Source organism: Sphingomonas sp., from assembly GCF_035910975.1.
Classification (GTDB): Bacteria; Pseudomonadota; Alphaproteobacteria; order Sphingomonadales; family Sphingomonadaceae; genus Sphingomonas.
In genome coordinates, this window is the sequence record NZ_JAMHWM010000032.1 from 1 (window position 1) to 17479 (window position 17479).

17 protein-coding genes and 1 pseudogene are annotated in these 17479 nt (G+C 67.1%); 7 read left to right on the plus strand and 11 right to left on the minus strand.

What is annotated here, in order from left to right:
- Positions 1–185: transposase (locus VYI76_RS12435; protein ID WP_326523221.1), on the plus strand; the 185-nt coding region annotated here is incomplete at its 5' end.
- Positions 186–328: 143 nt separating this feature from the next.
- Positions 329–667, plus strand: a complete 339-nt coding sequence (locus tag VYI76_RS12440; RefSeq protein WP_326525119.1) for a hypothetical protein — start codon at positions 329–331, stop codon at positions 665–667.
- 59 nt (positions 668–726) lie between these two features.
- On the opposite strand, the gene VYI76_RS12445 is transcribed toward VYI76_RS12440, so the two are convergent.
- From VYI76_RS12445 to VYI76_RS12495, 11 genes and pseudogenes are all read right to left on the minus strand, one after another.
- On the minus strand, positions 727–1713 hold the full coding sequence (locus VYI76_RS12445; protein ID WP_326525120.1) for a cell wall hydrolase: 987 nt from the start codon (positions 1711–1713) through the stop codon (positions 727–729).
- Between the two features lie 98 nt (positions 1714–1811).
- Positions 1812–2003 carry a hypothetical protein gene (locus VYI76_RS12450; RefSeq protein WP_326525121.1) on the minus strand — a complete coding sequence of 64 codons (192 nt, stop codon included), beginning with the start codon at positions 2001–2003 and terminating at the stop codon, positions 1812–1814.
- 2 nt (positions 2004–2005) lie between these two features.
- Entirely contained in the window at positions 2006–3142 is a 1137-nt protein-coding gene (gene tgt / locus VYI76_RS12455) for a tRNA guanosine(34) transglycosylase Tgt (RefSeq protein WP_326525122.1), read from the minus strand.
- Positions 3143–3153: 11 nt separating this feature from the next.
- A complete protein-coding gene (locus VYI76_RS12460) occupies positions 3154–3276 on the minus strand; it encodes a hypothetical protein (protein ID WP_326525123.1) in 123 nt (40 codons plus the stop codon).
- Positions 3273–4190 carry a cation diffusion facilitator family transporter gene (locus VYI76_RS12465; RefSeq protein ID WP_326525124.1) on the minus strand — a complete coding sequence of 306 codons (918 nt, stop codon included), beginning with the start codon at positions 4188–4190 and terminating at the stop codon, positions 3273–3275. Before VYI76_RS12465 ends, VYI76_RS12460 begins: the two co-directional genes overlap by 4 nt.
- Positions 4191–4224: 34 nt before the next feature.
- Positions 4225–4716 carry an EF-hand domain-containing protein gene (locus VYI76_RS12470; RefSeq protein WP_326525125.1) on the minus strand — a complete coding sequence of 164 codons (492 nt, stop codon included), beginning with the start codon at positions 4714–4716 and terminating at the stop codon, positions 4225–4227.
- Positions 4713–4850, minus strand: a pseudogene (locus VYI76_RS12475) (S-adenosylmethionine:tRNA ribosyltransferase-isomerase); the annotation flags it as partial. The gene VYI76_RS12470 and the pseudogene VYI76_RS12475, both read right to left, overlap by 4 nt.
- 348 nt (positions 4851–5198) lie before the next feature.
- Positions 5199–6680, minus strand: coding sequence for a mannitol dehydrogenase family protein (locus VYI76_RS12480; protein WP_326525126.1), 1482 nt, complete (start codon positions 6678–6680; stop codon positions 5199–5201).
- Positions 6677–7852, minus strand: coding sequence for an ABC transporter substrate-binding protein (locus VYI76_RS12485; protein ID WP_326525127.1), 1176 nt, complete (start codon positions 7850–7852; stop codon positions 6677–6679). The genes VYI76_RS12480 and VYI76_RS12485 overlap by 4 nt, the downstream gene beginning before the upstream one ends.
- The gene (locus VYI76_RS12490; RefSeq protein ID WP_326525128.1) at positions 7849–9261 is read right to left on the minus strand and encodes a sensor histidine kinase; all 1413 of its coding nucleotides are present in this window, start codon (positions 9259–9261) and stop codon (positions 7849–7851) included. Before VYI76_RS12490 ends, VYI76_RS12485 begins: the two co-directional genes overlap by 4 nt.
- Positions 9258–9923 (minus strand): response regulator transcription factor, encoded by a 666-nt coding sequence (locus VYI76_RS12495; protein ID WP_326525129.1) that lies wholly within the window; start codon positions 9921–9923, stop codon positions 9258–9260. The genes VYI76_RS12490 and VYI76_RS12495 overlap by 4 nt, the downstream gene beginning before the upstream one ends.
- Positions 9924–10178: 255 nt before the next feature.
- Here VYI76_RS12495 and VYI76_RS12500 point away from each other — a divergent pair, with 255 nt between their 5' ends.
- From VYI76_RS12500 to VYI76_RS12520, 5 genes are all read left to right on the plus strand, one after another.
- The gene (locus VYI76_RS12500) at positions 10179–11501 is read left to right on the plus strand and encodes an ABC transporter substrate-binding protein (RefSeq protein ID WP_326525130.1); all 1323 of its coding nucleotides are present in this window, start codon (positions 10179–10181) and stop codon (positions 11499–11501) included.
- Positions 11498–12388 carry a carbohydrate ABC transporter permease gene (locus tag VYI76_RS12505; RefSeq protein ID WP_326525131.1) on the plus strand — a complete coding sequence of 297 codons (891 nt, stop codon included), beginning with the start codon at positions 11498–11500 and terminating at the stop codon, positions 12386–12388. Before VYI76_RS12500 ends, VYI76_RS12505 begins: the two co-directional genes overlap by 4 nt.
- Positions 12385–13212, plus strand: coding sequence for a carbohydrate ABC transporter permease (locus tag VYI76_RS12510; protein WP_326525132.1), 828 nt, complete (start codon positions 12385–12387; stop codon positions 13210–13212). Before VYI76_RS12505 ends, VYI76_RS12510 begins: the two co-directional genes overlap by 4 nt.
- Before the next feature lie 22 nt (positions 13213–13234).
- Positions 13235–14257, plus strand: coding sequence for an ABC transporter ATP-binding protein (locus tag VYI76_RS12515; RefSeq protein ID WP_326525133.1), 1023 nt, complete (start codon positions 13235–13237; stop codon positions 14255–14257).
- A 225-nt stretch (positions 14258–14482) separates the two neighbouring features.
- On the plus strand, positions 14483–17446 hold the full coding sequence (locus VYI76_RS12520) for a TonB-dependent receptor plug domain-containing protein (RefSeq protein WP_326525134.1): 2964 nt from the start codon (positions 14483–14485) through the stop codon (positions 17444–17446).
- The last annotated feature ends 33 nt before the right edge of the window (positions 17447–17479 follow it).

The following is a 17479-nucleotide window of genomic DNA, read 5'->3' on the forward strand; positions in this document are numbered from 1 at the left end:
TCCCGCCCTACAGCCCGGACTTCAACCCGATCGAGCAGGCCTTCTCCAAGCTGAAAGCCCATCTGCGAAAGGCCGCCGAACGCACCATCCACGGCTTGTGGAATGCCATCGGCCGCATCCTCGATCTCTACTCGCCGCAGGAGTGCGCCAATTACTTCGCCGCCTGCGGCTATGATGCAGACTGATCGAAAACCGCTCTAACTGAACGAACCCGCCGGCCCGCGACAGTCACGCGACACTTTTGCGGCTTTCGCGACAATCGCCTGCGACACGCGCCGCCCACCTTCTGCTCATCCCGACCAAGGGGTGTGACAGAGGAGTGAAGACGATGAAGACCTTCAAGCTGATGATCGCCGGCCTGGGCATCGCCATCGCCGCGGTCCCCGGTGTCGCCAGCGCCCAGCCGTGGCAGTCGGTCAGCGCGCGCCAGGCGAACCTCGACCATCGTATCGATCAGGGCGTGCGCAGCGGCCAGTTGAACCGTGCCGAGGCAAAGCGGCTCCGCAACGAATTCCGAGGCCTCGTCCGGCTTGAACAGCGCTATCGTGCGGGCGGATTGAACCAGTGGGAGCGCCGCGACCTGAACCGCCGCTTCGATGCGCTGTCGGCCAAGGTTCGCTACGAACGGCGGGATCGAGATCATCGTGGGGATCACCGCCGTCGCTGATGATCGGCGCGAATGAGGAAACGGCCCCCGCCGGCGACAGGCGGGGGTCTTTTCGCGTCTCAGCGCAGCGGCTTGCCCGAATCCTTCCAGCGTTCGAGCACCTGTGAATCGTCGGCGAACTGTTCCTTCACCGCGCCGCTCGCGACATGTTCGGGCTGGACCTGAGGCGTCGGGGTGGGGGGCTGGGCGAGCAGCGCGGCGGCGGTCGCGGCGACTGCGGGGTCGGCGGTCGGCGTCACCGGCGCGGCGGCGATCTTCGTCAGCGGCCCGGGCATCGGCTCGCCGCCCAGATAGACCTGGCGGAATGCCGCCGGCGTGCCCCACCAGCCCTTCCAGCGGTGGAACAGGTGCGCGCCGAACACCCCGGTCATCACCAGGCTGCGGTTCCACGACGGGGTGACCGCATAGGTATGGTAATGCGTCGCCAGCCCGACCGGCGCGAAGACATGGCCGGCCAGCGCCCGCGCCGCCGCCCGCCGTGCCCGTTCCCAGGCCGACTGGCTCGGAACCCGCGCCATCGCGCCGTCGCAGGCGTAGCTGAACTGGCACACCGGCCTGTCGCTGCCCTGATAGATGACGCCGCACACCGTCGCCGGAAATGTCGGATGGCGTACGCGGTTCAGGATGACCTGGGCGACCGCCGCCTGCCCGTCGTCGGGCTCGCTCGCCGCCTCGTAATAGATCGCTGTCGTCAGGCACTGCAGCGCCCGCGCCTTGTCGACCTGGCTGCCACGCAGCACGAATGGGGCGGCGGGACGGATGCCGTCGTCGTGGCCCAGGTCGACCGCGTCGGCGGGCAGGTCGGGCAGATCGACCGTGCCGGTCACGCCTGGCACCGGCGCCTCGGGTTCGTCGGCATAGAGCAGAGCGGCGCCCGGGAAGTGATCCTGCGCCTCATATCCGCGCGGTGGCGCTGCGCGTTCGCGGTCCGCAGGGCCATCGGGCGGGGCCAGCCCGGCATGCGCGGAAAAGCCGGCGCCGGCCAGCGCCACGCCCAGCGCGGCCAGCGCGCCGCGACCCGATCCGGAAAACCAACGAGCGATCACGACCAAGCCCGTTAGCGGCAAACCTCAACGATTTCGCCAGCGTTTTCGGGCGCGTCCCGGCGTGGCACGCAAGATGGTTAAGTCAACGGATGGCGGTGTCAGTCGTCCTTGTCGCCGTTCTTCTCGCGGTTGGCATAGAGAAGTGCCGCCGCCACCGCCGCCGATCCGATGCCCACGCCCAGCCCGATCGCCTTCAGCGGCCACTGGCCCTTCTTCGGCTCCGGTCTGGCCTTGCGCGCCTTGGCGTCCTTCGCCGCGGCGACGATCTCGTTGGGGGTATCGTCCGACACGCTCACTCTCCTTTTGCCGTGCGATATTCGGCGCGGAAGCCATTGGCAAATGCGGAAAGCCGCCGTTCAGCGATCGCCGCGCGCAGATCCGCCATCAGCGCCTGGTAAAAGGCGAGATTGTGCTCGGTCATCAGCATCGCGCCCAATATCTCGCCGGCGCGGACGAGGTGGTGGAGGTAGGCGCGGCTCCACGTCCCGCACACCGTGCAGGCGCATGTCGGGTCGAGCGGCCCGGTGTCCTCCGCGAACTTCGCGTTGCGGATGTTGATCGGCCCGCCCCGCGTAAACGCCTGCCCCGTGCGACCCGATCGTGTCGGCAGGACGCAATCGAACATGTCGATGCCCCGCTCGACCGCGCCGACGATATCGTCGGGCTTGCCGACGCCCATCAGGTAGCGAGGCTTTTCGGCGGGCAGCTGTTGCGGCGCATAATCGAGGCACGCGAACATCGCCTCCTGCCCTTCGCCCACCGCGAGGCCGCCGACCGCATAACCGTCGAAGCCGATGGCGATCAGCGCATCGGCCGACGCCTTGCGCAGCCCTTGGTCGAGCGCGCCCTGCTGGATGCCGAAGATCGCGTTGCCGGCGGCATGATGCTCTGCGGCGAAAAAGGCTTCGTGGCTGCGCTTTGCCCAGCGCATCGACCGTTCCATCGCTGCGGCCTGCACCTCGCGGCTGGTGGTCGTCGGCACCAGTTCGTCGAACGCCATGGTGATGTTCGACCCCAGCAGGCGCTGGATCTCGATCGAGCGTTCGGGGCTGAGCATGTGGCGCGATCCGTCGAGGTGCGACTTGAACGACACGCCCTCCTCGCTGCGCTTGGTCAGGTCGGCCAGGCTCATCACCTGATAGCCGCCCGAATCGGTCAGGATCGGGCGGTCCCAGCCCATGAAGCCGTGCAACCCGCCCAGCCGCGCCATCCGCTCGGCGCCGGGGCGCAGCATCAGGTGATAGGTGTTGCCCAGGATGATGTCGGCGCCGGTCGCCCGCACGTCGGCGGGTTTCATCGCCTTGACGGTGGCGGCGGTGCCGACCGGCATGAAGGCCGGCGTACGGATATCGCCGCGCTGCATCGCGATCGTGCCGGTGCGCGCGCGGCCATCGGTGGCGGCGATGCTGAAGTCGAAACGGGGAGGCATGGAGCGGGCTGTTAGCGGGAAAACGCCAATTCCCAAATCTCGCTCTGGTTCTCCGCATAGAGTAGCGCCTGCCGCGCGGTGATCATCCCCATGTCGCCGGGGCGGAAGGTGCGGAGCGCGAAACCGGCGATCAATGCGCGTGGATGCCGCACCCGTCCTCGCCCGTCTCGATCTGCACGGTCGCTTGGCCGATACCGAAATCATGGTCGAGCCGGTGCTGGAGGTCGTTCAGGAAGGCGTCGCCGGGATGGCCGCCGGGCATCACCAGATGCGCGGTCAGCGCGTTCTCGGTCGTCGACATCGGCCAGATGTGCAGATCGTGCAGGCGCGCGACGCCGGGCAGCCCTTCCAGCGTCGCGGCGACCTTGGCCGGATCGATCCCCGGCGGCACCGCCTGCAACGCCATGCCCAGCGAATCGCGGAACAGCCCCCATGTGCCCCACAGGATCACCCCGACGATCACCAGGCTGACCAGCGGGTCGATCCATACGAAACCGGTCCACAGGATCAGCAGTCCGGCGACGACGACGCCCGCGGAAACCAGCGCATCGACCGCCATGTGCAGATAGGCGCCGCGGATGTTGAGGTCGCCGTGCCGCCCGCGCGCGAAGAGCAGCGCGGTCCCGACGTTGATCGCGATGCCGATCGTTGCCACCACCACCACCGTCATGCCCTGTACCGGCGGCGGATCGCCCAGCCGGCGCAGTGTTTCCCACAGGATCGCGCCGACCGCGAGCAGCAGCAAGATCGCGTTGGCGAGCGCGGCGAGGATCGACGAACTCTTCAGCCCGAAGGTGTAGCGCGCCGATGCCGGCCGCTTGGCGAGCGTCGCGGCGCCCCAGGCGATCAGTAGCCCCAATACATCGGACAGATTGTGTCCCGCATCCGCCAGCAGCGCGACCGAATCGGCGAGGATGCCGAACGTCCCCTCGACGATGACGAAGCCCAGGTTGAGCGCGGTGCCGATCGCGAAGGCGCGGCCGAAATCCTTGGGCGCGTGCGAATGGCCGTGGCCGTGCGCGTGATCGTGGTTGTGGCTTGCCCCCATGTACGGATGCTTAGCGGGGCAGGGCCATGATATGCTAGCGCCTGCGCTTGCGCGGGTTCCCGCGACGGTCGAGTTCGGGGCGGCCCAGCGGGTTGGCGCGTACCGTCAGCAGTTCGGCACGCGAAACGGCGCCGTCCTTGTCCGCGTCAAACCGTGCGAAGATCGCCTCCATCCGGTTGGAGAATTCCTGGAAGGTGACGCGGTTGTCGCCGTTGCGATCGATCTCGAACGGAGTCGGCACAGCGTTGCGATCGCCCAGCCAGCGCAGCGCCCAGTCGGAATATTGGATATAGCCGATGCCGGCGTCGCCGCGCTCGCGCCAGGGCGGATCGGCCGAGGTCGTTTCGACCACGGCCTGGCGAAACTCCGCCAGCGACGTTCGTCCGTCGCGGTCGCGATCCGCGGCGGCGATGAACAGCGCGACCGGCTCGGCCACGATCGTCGCGGGTGCGGGCCGGTACGGTTCGGGCTTCGGCTCGGCGGGCGCGACCTGGCTTTGCGCGGCGAGCAGGAGGGCGAGGATCATCGGTACGACCTTTCGGGTAACAACAGGCTGGCATCGCCATAGCTGTAGAATCGATACCCGTGATGAATGGCATGCGCATAGGCCGCCTGCCTATGTTCCAGCCCTGTCAGGGCCGATGCCAGCATGAACAAAGACTGGCACGATACCTGTAAGTGCATTGCTTCATAATGATTTTTTACAAAATTCAAGCGCCGTTTCCATAATCGCTCACCCATTTCCTGTTCGAGCGGGTCAACGCGGTTCGGACGTTTGATATGGTCAAGCATCTTGCCATGTCTGCCGACGGCTCCAGTGGCCTCACGTCCGCCACATATCGCATGCGGTCTTTGCGAAGAAATAAAACAGAAAGCCCCCAACATGCCTGGCCTGCCGCCGGTTTGGTGCACATCGAAATAGGCTGGATCAGGCTACACCAGCGTCCACACCAGCCTCCAAAAAGCCAGTGGTGAACCGGAAAATCTCGCTCCCGCAAATCCCTGACCCTAGAACAGGCCCCGCTCGGCGGCCTCGGCCATCGTCGCCCGCGTGCCGAGGTCGTAGAGCGAGGCCAGCCAATCGCCTACCGTCGCCACCACGCCTGGATTCTGGCCCAGCGCGCCGAACAGCGGCGTGATCGACAGCAGCGGCGCGGCATCTCGGCCGCCTTCCCGCGCCTTTTCCGCGAGCAACTCGGCCATCGGGTGGGTGACCGTGACCGGCCGTCCATCCTCGCCCTCGCCGCGTGCGCGCCGCAGCCACGCCGCGAGCCCCAGCGCGAGCAGGTCGAAGGGCTCGCCGGCCGCCACCCGGTCGCGCAGCGGATCGAGCAGGACGTTGACCGGCGCATCGCTGTTGACGCGCTGCGTCGTGTCGCGGATCGCGGGATTGGCGAAGCGGGCGATCAGCGTCCGCTTGTATTCGGCGAGATCGATGCCCGGCACCGGCATCAGCGTGGGTCCGGTCTCGCGATCCATCAGCGCGATCATGTAGCGGCGCAGCAACGGGTCCGCGATCGTCCCGCCGATCGTCTCGTAACCGGCAAGCTGGCCCAGCGCGGCGATGGCGAGGTGGCTGCCGTTGAGCAGCCGCAGCTTCATGAACTCATAGGGCGTGACGTCCTCGACGAATTGCGCCCCGACCTTCTCCCACGCCGGGCGGCTGGCGACGAAGCGATCCTCGATCACCCACTGGCTGAACAGCTCGGCGTGGAGCACGGCGTGGTCGTCGAGCCCCGTCGTCGCAGAGAAGGCGGCGATCTCCTCCGCCGTCGGCACCGGGGTGATGCGATCGACCATCGTGTTGGGAAAGCTCGCCTCCGCCTCGATCCAGTCGGCGAGCGCGGCGTCCTGACGTGCCGCGAGCGCCACGACGGCGGCCTTCAGGACATTGCCGTTGTGCTGGATGTTGTCGCAGGAGAGGGCGGTGAAGGCCGCCTGCCCGCCCGCGCGGCGACGGCGAAACGCTTCGACCAGCAGGCCCGGCAGGGTGCGCGGGGCGGTGGGGCTGGCGAGGTCGGCGGCGATCGCCGGGCTGGCGAAGTCGAGCCGCCTGGTTGCGCGATCGAGGTGATAGCCGTTTTCGGTCACCGTCGCGCTGACGATCCGCGTCCGGGGATCGTCGATCGCCGCGAGCAGCGCGGCGGTTGTCGTCGAGGCGTCGATCGCCGCCACGATCGATCCGATCAGCGCGCGCTTCTCGACATCGCCCTCGCGCTCGACCAGCGTGTACAGGCATTCCTGCGCACCGAGCGCCTCCAGCAGCGGCGCGTCGTCGGGCCGCAGGCCGGCACCCTGGATGCCCCAGCCGAGCGCGTGCCGGTCGATCCCCATCAGGTCGTGCGTGTACCGCGCCATATGCGCGCGGTGGAAACCGCCGAGCCCGACATGCACGATGCCCGGCGTCACTTGGGCGAGGTCGTAGGCAGGCGTCTCGAACCCCGGCGGCAGGGCGGGCGGGGGCGATCGGCGAAGCGGGATGTGCGTCATCGGGAAACCTTGTCGTCGGGGTCAAAGGATGGGTCGGCGGGGGCGGGGTCGGGCAGGCCGGCGGTCGCCGTCGCCGGGCCTTTCATCGCTTCCCGCCATTCGTGGATCAGCTGCGCGCGACGGGCGCGGTCCTGGAGGCTGAGCAGCAGGGGCGTGACCGAGGCCTGTGCGAGCAGTTGCCGGGCTCGCGCGCGCCCGGCCGCCGCGGGTTCGCCGGGCGGGGCGAGGTCGCGCAGCGCAATCTCGCGCGCCTCGGGCGACACCAGGAAGGCGGCGAGCAGTTGCGCGGAGGCCGGCGAGCGGGCGGCCCTGGGCATCATCAACGATACCGTCTGAAGCGCCTGATAGTCGCTTGGCAGTACGACGCGGATGCGGCTGCCCGCGCGCTGGGCGGCATAGGCATAGGACAGCTGCACGTTGTAGGCGAACAGGATCTCGCCGCGATCGACCGCGTCGACCATCACGTTCGAACAGCAATAGAGCCGGACGTTCGACCGGCCGAGCCCCTCCAGCAAACGGCCGTAGAGCGCCTTCTGGTGCGAATCCGCCGCCGCGAAATTATAGCCGTCGGCGGAGGCTTCGACGTCGTAGGTGCCGACCCTCCCTTCGTTCGCGGGCAAGCGGCGCAGCCATTCGAGCAGCTGGCTGTGGTTGGTCGGCACCGGTCCGGGCAGCCCGACCGAGCGGCGGGCGAAGACGAACACGGCCGGCTCGACGGTGAAGGCGATCACCTGATCGCGCCACGACGCGCGCGCCGGCGCGGCGGCGGCGACGGCGGCGGGCAGGGTCTGCGCGCAATCCTCGTTCGCCAGCCGCACGAGATGGTCGGTCGAGGAGGTGAGGTAGAGATCGGCCGCCCGGCCGCCGCGATGGCACGTCTCCAGCGCGCGATCGAGGAACGCGTTGCTGCGCGACTGGATATAGGCGATCGCGATCGTCGGCTGGTGCCGCTGGAAGGCGAGCAGGAAGGGGCGCATGAACCCGGCATCGATCGACCCTGAGAGGACGAGGGGCAGCGATTCCTCCTGCCGGGGGGCCGCAAAATAGGTGACGATCGCGCCATCGGGCGGCTCGAAATTCCCGGCCGGGCCTTCCGGCGCCCGCCAGATCGCCCAGGCCAGCGCCGCGGCGAGCAGGCCGAACGCGGCGGCGAAGACCACCACCCGCCTCACGCCGCGTCCCCGGCCGGCGCCACGCGGCGCAGCGTCATGCTGATCTCGAACAGCCCGTCACCGGTCGTGGCGAAGGCGAGTTCCGAGCCGTGGCCGCGCGCGACATCGGCGGCGATCGACAGGCCGAGCCCCGCTCCGTCGCCATCGACGCGGGGCATGTGGAACGGGCGCGCGGCGCCGTCCCACAGGTCGGGGGCGATGCCGGGGCCGTCATCGGCCACGCCGATCGTCGCACTGTGCTCGTCGGCGCGCACCCGCACGCTGAGCAGCGAGGTCGCGCCGTGCGTCACCGCATTGCTGACGAGGTTCACCAGCGCCTCGTGCAGCAGCATCCTGTCGCCCTCGACGAAGATCGGCATGCGTGGCGCATCGAATTCCACGGCCAGGTCGCGATCGAGCGATTCGGGGATCGCGTCGCGCATCGCGTGCCGGATCAGGTCGGCCAGCGCGATCCGATCGTGCGGCACACGGTCGGCGCGATAGCTGACCATCGTCTGGCCGAGCAGCTGGTTGGTCAGCCGGCTGAGCTTGGCGATATGGGTACGGATGCGTTCGACCCGCGCCGCGCGCGCGGCGTGCGTACGGTCGGTCAGCAGCAGTTCGGTCTGCGCGCCGATCGCGGTCAGCGGGGTGCGGATCTGGTGCGCGGCGAAGCCGGCGAAGCCCTGCAGCCGCGTCATGCGGTCGTTCAGGCGGTGGAACGCCATGTTGATCGCTTCCACCAGCGGCCGTGTCTCGACCGGGCTGTCGACGACCAGCGGTTCGGTGTCCGCCGCGCGCCGTTCGGCCAGCGCCCGCCCGATCCGGTCGACCGGCAGCAGCGCACGGCGCACCGCCTGGAGCGACGCGAAGCATCCGAGCGCCCCGACGAACAGGATGATCGCGCCGATCTTGCCCATCAGCCGCACGACCAGGCGGGAGCGCGCATCGAGTGTCTGGACGACGACCACGCTGCACCAGCCGTTGACCGTCGGCGACGCGACGAGGCGATAGAGCGTGACCATCCGCATCCGCGTGCCGTCGTGATCGCGATAGCCAAGAATCGGCGCGCCGTCGGCCGGGCGCGGCGCCTCCACGGCGAGCGAAGGATAGCCGGTCAGCAGGTCGCCCGCCGGCCCCCGCACGGCGTAGAAGAAGCGGTCGCCGGTCGACTGGGCGAGCGTCTCGAACGCCGAATCGGGCGGGAGTACGGTGACGCGCTCCTGATCGACGCTGATCGCGCCGCTGATCTGCGTCGCGGCGCTCATCAGCAGGCGATCATAGGCGTCGGTCGCTGCGGCGGTGGAGAAGAACCAAGCCGCGATCATCGCGGCGACGCCGCCGATCGCGAATACGGTGACCAGCAGCAGGCGGAGCCGGCCGAAGATCGAATCCGGCACGATCGGCGATTGCACGCCCGGACGGATCATGTCGCGACGATGCGATAGCCGACGCCGCGCTGGGTCGTGATCTCCACCCCGGCGCCGGTCAGCTTGCGACGCAGCCGCGCGACCGTCACCTCGATGCTGTTCTCGGTCGGCTCGGCGTTATAGCCGAACAGCTGGTCCAGCAGCTGGGCCTTGCTGAACACCTGCATCTGGCGGGCGAGGAATATCTCCAGCAGCGACAGTTCGCGCCGCGTCAGGCTGATCACCTCGCCGTCGATCCGCGCGGTCCGGGCAGTGCGATCGAATACCAGCCGCCCGCACGTCAACTCGTTGGTCCGCTCGCCGGTGTGGCGGCGCAGCAACGAACGGATGCGCGCCTGAAGCTCGCGGAAGTCGAACGGCTTGACCAGATAGTCGTCGGCGCCGAGATCGAGCGTGCCGATGCGGTCGTCGATGCCGGATCGGGCGGTAAGGATCAGCACGGGGGTGTCGTCACGCCGCTCGCGCAGCCGTTTCAGCAGGATGATCCCGTCCATTTCCGGCAGCATCAGGTCGAGCACGACCAGCTGATACTTCGACTCGCGCAGCCATTCGTCGCCGGTCTTGCCGTCGTGCGCCCAATCGACGGTGTGGCCCATGCTCTCGATATTCTCGACGATCCCCTCGCCGACATCGCGGGTGTCCTCGACGACCAGGATGCGCATCGCCCCGGCCTTGGCTCAGGACCGGCGCGGCGCGGCTTGTGGCGTGTCGCCGCACATCGAAACCATGTCCGCGTTCCTCCCCGTGGCGGCCGACATGCCGGCCCGCGCCCGTTCCTACCCCACATAGCTGACGCCAACCTGTCTTCAATCAAAGTCGTGGCTGTCAGGATGCCGACAGGTTGAGCGCCGATATTCACTGCCGACAAGGACGCGCCGGACAGGAGCGCCGGGAGGACGGAGCGGGTGTTGGGGGGAATGCGAACAATCTGTGTCGCCCTGGCGGGGCTCGCGCTGTCCGTGCTGTCGGCATGTTCGGACGGCGGCGGCGAACGCACGACGCTGACGGTCGCGATCGTCAACAACGGCGACATGGTCCGCCTCCGCGAATTCTCCCGCGAGTTCGAGAAGGACAATCCGGCGATCCGCCTGAAATGGGTGGTGCTGGAAGAGAACATCCTGCGCCAGCGCGTGACGACCGACGTCGCCATCCGCGGCGGGCAATATGATATCGTGATGATCGGCGCCTATGAGGTGCCGGTGTGGGCCGGGCGCAACTGGCTCGCGCCGCTCGACGATCTGGGCGATGCCTATCAGGCCGCGGACCTGATCGCCCCGGTGCGCGACGTCGTGAGCGACAGGGGCGTGCAATATGCCGCGCCGTTCAACGGCGAAAGCTCGATCACCATGTACCGCACCGACCTGTTCCGCCAGGTCGGGCTCGCCATGCCCGAGGCGCCGACCTGGGAATTCCTGATCGACGCCGCCTCGAAGCTCCACCGGCCGAAGGAGGGCGTCTACGGCCTGTGCCTGCGCGGCATGGCGGGGTGGGGCGCGAACATGGTCGTCATCACCGCGATGGCCAACGCCTATGGCGCGCGCCTGTTCGACGAACAGTGGCGGCCGCAGTTCGACACGCCCGAATGGCGCAGGGCGGCGACCACCTATGTCGGCGCGATGCGTGCCTATGGCCCGCCGGGTGCCTCATCCAACTCGTTCAACGAGAATCTGGCGCTGTTCTCCCAGGGGAAATGCGCGATCTGGGTCGATGCGACGGTCGCCGCGCCATTCCTGAGCGATCCGAAATCCTCTACCGTGGCGCCAGACACCGGCTTTGCCGGGCCGCCGGACGAAGGTCTCGGGCGGTCGTCGAGCTGGCTGTGGACCTGGGCGCTCGCCATTCCCAGCAGCTCAAAGAAGAGCGACGCGGCAAAGGCGTTCATCCGCTGGGCCGCCGGCCCGGCATACCAGCAGCTGGTCAGCCGGCGGCTCGGCCCGCTCGCCGTTCCGCCGGGCACCCGCAAGTCGCTCTATGCCAATCCGGACTATCGCAAGGTCGCGCCGTTCGCGGACATCACGCTGAAGGCGATCAGCGCCGCCAACCCCCGCTCGCCGACCGTGAAGCCGGTGCCCTATGTCGGGGTGCAATATGCCGCGATCCCCGAGTTCCAGGGCATCGGCACCGAGGTTGGCCAGCAGTTCGCCGCCGCCGTCGCCGGGCGGATTTCGGCGGAAGACGCACTGGCGGAGGCGCAGGCCGCGACCCGTCGCCACATGGCCGCCGCGGGATATTACAAGTGAGCGCGCCAGCTTCCCCGGCCGCGAGCCGCGCCTATCTGCGCCTGCAGGGCCGCCTGCTGATGGCGCCGGCGATCCTGCTGCTGCTGGTCTGTGCGATTCTGCCGCTGATCCCGACGATCTATTATTCGCTGATCGAGTATCGCCTGCTGGGGGGCGAGGGGCGGGGGTTCGTCGGCCTTGCCAATTACACGCGGCTGGTGACGGATCCGGGCTTCCTTCCGGCGCTCGGCAACACGCTTTTGCTCACCGGCCTGGTGCTGGCGATCAGCATCCTCGCCGGTCTTGGTGTCGCCCTTCTGCTCGAACGGGTGGTCGTGGGGCGCAGCGCGCTGCGCCTGCTCGTCATCTCGCCGTTCTTCGTGATGCCGCCGGTCGCGGCGCTCCTCTGGAAGAACCTGATGATGCAGCCGGTAGCCGGGTTCCTGGCCTATCTGTCGGGCCTGGCGGGCATCGACGCGTTCGACTGGTTTTCGCACGCGCCGCTGGTGTCGATCAGTCTGATCGTCGCGTGGCAATGGCTGCCGTTCGCCTGCCTGATCCTGCTGACGTCGCTCCAGTCGTTCGATCGCGAGCAGCGCGAGGCGGCCGAGCTGGACGGCGCGTCGTCCTGGGCGATCTTCCGCCTGCTGACGCTGCCGCACCTCGCCCGGCCGATCGTGATCGTGCTGATGATCGAGACGATCTTCCTGCTCAGCCTGTTCGCGGAGATTTTCGTGACGACCGGCGGCGGGCGGGCGAGCAACAACCTCGCCTACCTCATCTACTCGCAGGTGATGCTGCAATATGACGTCGGCGTCGCTTCGGCGGCGGGTGTCGTGGCGGTGATCTTCGCCAACATCCTCGCCTTCTTCCTCATCAAGCTCGTCGGCCGGTCGCTGGAGGCATGATGCGTCGCTATCGCCCCTCCACCATCGCCGTGAGCGTCCTCACCTGGGCGGTGGCGCTGGCGATCGCCTTCCCGCTGCTCTGGGCGCTGCTCGCCAGCTTCAAGCCCGAGCTGGAGGCGATCGCCTTCCCTCCGCGCTTCATCGATTTCGACTGGACGCTCGACAATTACCGCGCCGTGCTCGCCGGCGGCGAATATCCATATGCGCTGCGCAATTCGATCCTGATCGCCGGCGGCGCCTCGCTGCTGGCGCTGGCGCTGGCGGTGCCGGCGGCCTGGGCGATGGCCTTTGCCCCGACCCGGCATACGCGCGGCATCCTGCTGTGGATGCTCTCCACCAAGATGCTGCCTGCGGTCGGCGTTCTGATCCCGGTCTTCCTGTTCTTTCGCGACTGGGGGCTGCTCGACACGCGGATCGGCGTCATCCTGCTGCTGACGGCGGCGAACCTGCCGATCGCGGTGTGGATGCTCTACGCCAATTTCAGGGAAATTCCGGGCGAGATCCTGGAGGCGTCGCGGATGGACGGCGCGTCGATCTCGCAGGAAGTGCTGTGGGTGCTGACGCCGATGGCGCTGCCGGGCCTCGCCTCGTCCTTCTTCCTCATTTTCACGCTGGCATGGAACGAGAGCTTCTGGACGCTCAACGTCACCAGCACCGACGCCGCGCCGCTGACCGCGTTCATCGCGGCCTTCTCCAACCCGGAAGGGCTGTTCTGGGCCCGGCTTTCGGCTGCCTCGATGCTGTCGATCGCACCGGTGCTGGTGATCGGCTGGCTGTGCCAGCGTCAACTGGTGCGCGGCCTGACCTTTGGAGCCGTCAAGTGATGACCCACGAAAGACCCCGCCGATGAGCGATATCGTCCTCGAAGGCGTGACCAAGCGTTTCGGCGACCATCTGGCGACAGATCATGTCGATCTGGTGATCCCGGACGGCAAATTCACCGTGTTCGTCGGCCCGTCCGGCTGCGGCAAGACGACGCTGCTGCGCCTGATCGCGGGGCTGGAGGACGTCGATGACGGCCGGCTGCTGATCGACGGCGTGGACATGGCGCACACCGCGCCCGCCGCGCGGGGCCTGGCGATGGTGTTCCAGTCCTACGCGCTCTATCCGCACATGAGCGTTCGCGCCAACCTGGGCTTCGCGCTGCGCGTGAACGGGCGACCCAAGGCGGAGATTGCCGAGCGGGTCGAGCGGGTGGCGGCGATGCTCGATCTCGCGCCGCTGCTTGATCGCAAGCCGGCGGCGCTTTCGGGTGGTCAGCGCCAGCGTGTCGCGATCGGCCGGGCGCTGGTGCGTGAGCCGAAGGCGTTCCTGTTCGACGAACCGCTGTCCAACCTCGATGCGTCGCTCCGTACCCAGATGCGCTTCGAGATCCGCCGGCTGCAGCAGGAACTCGGCATCACCGCGATCTACGTGACGCATGACCAGGCCGAGGCGATGACGATGGCCGACCAGATCGTGGTCTTCCGCGACGGGCGGATCGAACAGGTCGGCGCCCCGCTCGACGTCTATCGCCGCCCGGCCAACCGCTTCGTCGCCGGTTTCATCGGATCGCCGCGAATGAATTTCCTGAATGGCGCCCATGCCGCCGCGCATGGAGCGGCGACGATCGGCATTCGCCCCGAACATCTGGCGATCGCCGCCGATGGCGCGCTGCCGGCCGTCGTGCGGACGCTTGAGCATCTCGGCAGCGAGGCGCTGATCCATGCCGAAACCAGCGACGGGATGATGCTGACCGCTCGCTGTTCCGAGGACGTGCGGGTCGCGCCCGGCCAGAGGATCGCCTTCGACGCGGACCCGGCCCTGGTCCACCGCTTTGATCCCGAAGGTCGGGTTGTGGCCGTTGATCATCAAAAAGATTCACGATGACGAAAATAATGATCAAGATGTCATCAAATTTTCACACAGTCTTATCATTCGCCGCATGACAAAAATGCAAAAACAAACATAATAAATATGAAGTTGTGTTTATAGTAACAATGCAATTGTTCCATTTTACGTTGGCATTTCGCGTCTAAGCGTCAATTCAATTTCGTGATCTTGGCGGCCTGTTTGCCGCATTGCAGCTCTATGTCCATTTTCAGGGAGGTTCCGATGTCCGTGTTCCATGCCCCGCTTCACGCAAGTGTCGCGACCTTCGCCCTCGCGCTGGCGATGCTTGGCGCCAGCCAGCCGGCGTTCGCGCAATCGACCGACTCCGCATCGACGACGACCGCTTCGCAGGACGGCGACGGACAGGGGGGCGGAGAGGTCGTCGTCACCGGGTCGCGCATCGCGCGTCCCGATCTGGTCAATCCGATGCCGGTCGGCGTGGTCAAGATGGACGATGCGCTGCGTTTCAACGGCAACGACATCTCCGCGATCCTGACGCAGAACCCGGCGCTCGGCTTCGGCGGCTCGACGCTGAACAGTGCGTCGAACGGGCTCGATTCGGGCGCCCGGTTCATCAACCTGCGCAACCTGGGGACCAATCGTTCGCTGACGCTGATCGACGGCAAGCGTCGCGTATCGGGATCGACGCGTTCCTCGGCGGTCGATATCGGGACGATCCCGCTGGGCATGATCGATCGTGTCGAGATCATCACCGGCGGTGCGGCTGCGGTGTACGGCGCCGATGCCGTCACCGGCGCGGTGAACATCATCACCAGGAAAAGCATCGACAAGACCACGATTTCGGTGACGGGCGGCCTGTCCGAACGCGGCGACGCCGGTCAGGGTCAGGCGTCGATCTCCACCGGGTTCAGCTTTGCCGACGGTCGGGGGCGCGTGTCGTTCGGTGCGACCTATTCGCGGACCGACTCGCTCTACATGTACGATCGCTATGACTGGACGCAGCAGCCGTTGCTGCTGCCGAACCTGGCGAACACCGGGACGGCCGACGGCATTCCCGATCGCATCCATGTGTGGAACTACCGCCAGCATTATTACGCCTACGAACCCAATTTCTGGCTGGGCACGGTCAATGGCCAGGCGGTCAACACGCGCTTCATGCTGACGGACGGCGGCACGGTGCGGCCGATGGTCCACGAAATCTACATGGATCGCGCGCCCACGCAGTTCGCGCTGGGCAGCGGCGGCGACGGCCGCAACCTGGTTGACATGAACCAGTTGCGCGGCGGCGAGAAATCCGTCTCGACGCAGGGCCGCGCCGAATTCGACATCGCCAGCAACCTGACCTGGGCGGGATATTTCAGCTATTCGAAGAACAATTATAACGGCGCGGGCACCTATTACCGCGATGATACCCGCACCACCTTCATGGGTGTCGGCAGCGCGAAGGCCTATCTCGACAACCCGTTCCTGCCTGCATCGATCCGCGCTGTTATGCAGCAATATGGCCTGACCTCGGTCAATATCGACCGCACCTACGGCAATTTTCCGGTGCGCGACCAGCGCCACTATCGCGAGACGTTCACGTTAGGCACCGAACTCGCCGGCAAGATCGGCAGTTCGCTCAACTGGAGCGCCTTCTATCAATATGGTCAGTTCAACGACCACGCGGTGGAAGGCGATGTTCCCGTCAAGTCTCGCTGGCTGGCGGCGCGCGATGTCATCACCGGGCCCAGCGGCCTGCCGGTATGCCGCGATCCGGCGGCGCGGGCGGCGGGGTGCATCCCGCTCAACATCTTCAGCACGGCGACGCCAACCAAGGAACTGCTCGACTGGGTGCTCGATGACCGCGACGAATATCGCAAGATCACCCAGCAGTCGCTGGGGGCCGAAATCAACGGCTCGCTGTTCCGCCTGCCCGCGGGGGCGGTGAAGTTCGCGCTGGGCGCCGAGTATCGCAGGGATACGCTGGAGAACCGGGACGATCCGCTCGCCCTGTCGGGGGAACTGGTCTACGGCGGCGGCCCCAGCGCGCGCTCGCAGCTGAATGTCGAAGCCGACGTCAAGGAGGTCTTCGCCGAACTGGTCGTGCCGGTGTTCGCGGACAAGAGCTTCGCCCGCCGTTTCGACGTCGAGCTCGCCTATCGCTATTCCGACTATAACACCGTGGGCGGCACCCATGCGTGGAAGGCCGGCACGATCTGGGAACCGGTCCGCGGCCTCGCGCTACGCGCCGTCCGCTCGCGCAGCGTGCGCACGCCGAACTTTGGTGAACTCTACGAACCGATGGTGACCAACACCACGCTCGGGTCGATCGTCGATCCGTGCGAGGCGGGCGACATCGGCAAGACCCCGACGCGCGAGGCGAACTGCCGCGCGCTGGGCGTCACGACGCCGCTGCCGGACATCAAGACCGGCCCGCATGTCACCACCGGCGGCAATCCCGCGCTGCGCCCCGAAACGTCGAACAGCCTGACAGTCGGCGTGGTCTGGCAGCCGCGCTTCATCCCGAACTTCGACGTCACGGTCGATTACTGGGACATCAAGATCAAGGATATCATCTACCAGCTGAGCTATACCCAGATCATGAACCTGTGCGTCGATCTGCCGACGATCGACAATCAATATTGCGCGGCGCTGGGCCGCAACCAGACGCCGAACGTGCCGACCCAGCAGCACGGCATCCTGTTGCCGGCCGGCGCGCCGCTGTATGTGAACGCCCAGCAGGGCAACATCGCCCAGATGCGCGCGCGGGGCATCGACGTCAGCATGAACTATGCGCTCGACGTCGGCGCCGGGCGGGCCGGGCTGCGGCTGGCCGGCACCTATCTGCTCGACCATGTCTTCAACACGACGCCCGGCGCACCGGCTGGCGATATCTTCTATGACGGCCAGTATAATTATCCGAAGCTGCGCGCCAACCTGGTCACCAGCTACGATATCGGCCGCTTCGGCGTCGCGCTCAACACCCGCTACCAGCATGGCGGCAAGGGCGACAACATGGCGACCGCCGAGCAATATGACATCAACGACGTGCCGTCGCGGACCTATTTCGACCTGTCGGCGCGCTATGGCTTCGGTGCGCATACGCTGAATTTCAGCGTCAACAACCTCACCGACACGATGCCTCCGTACCTGGCGTTCGGTGAACCGGGCATCTATGCGGCCAGTTCCGTCTACGATCTGGTCGGGCGTTCCTACAGCCTGACCTACACCCTGAAGTTCTGAAGAGGTTCGGGCCCGCGCCCTGCGGCCGGGCCC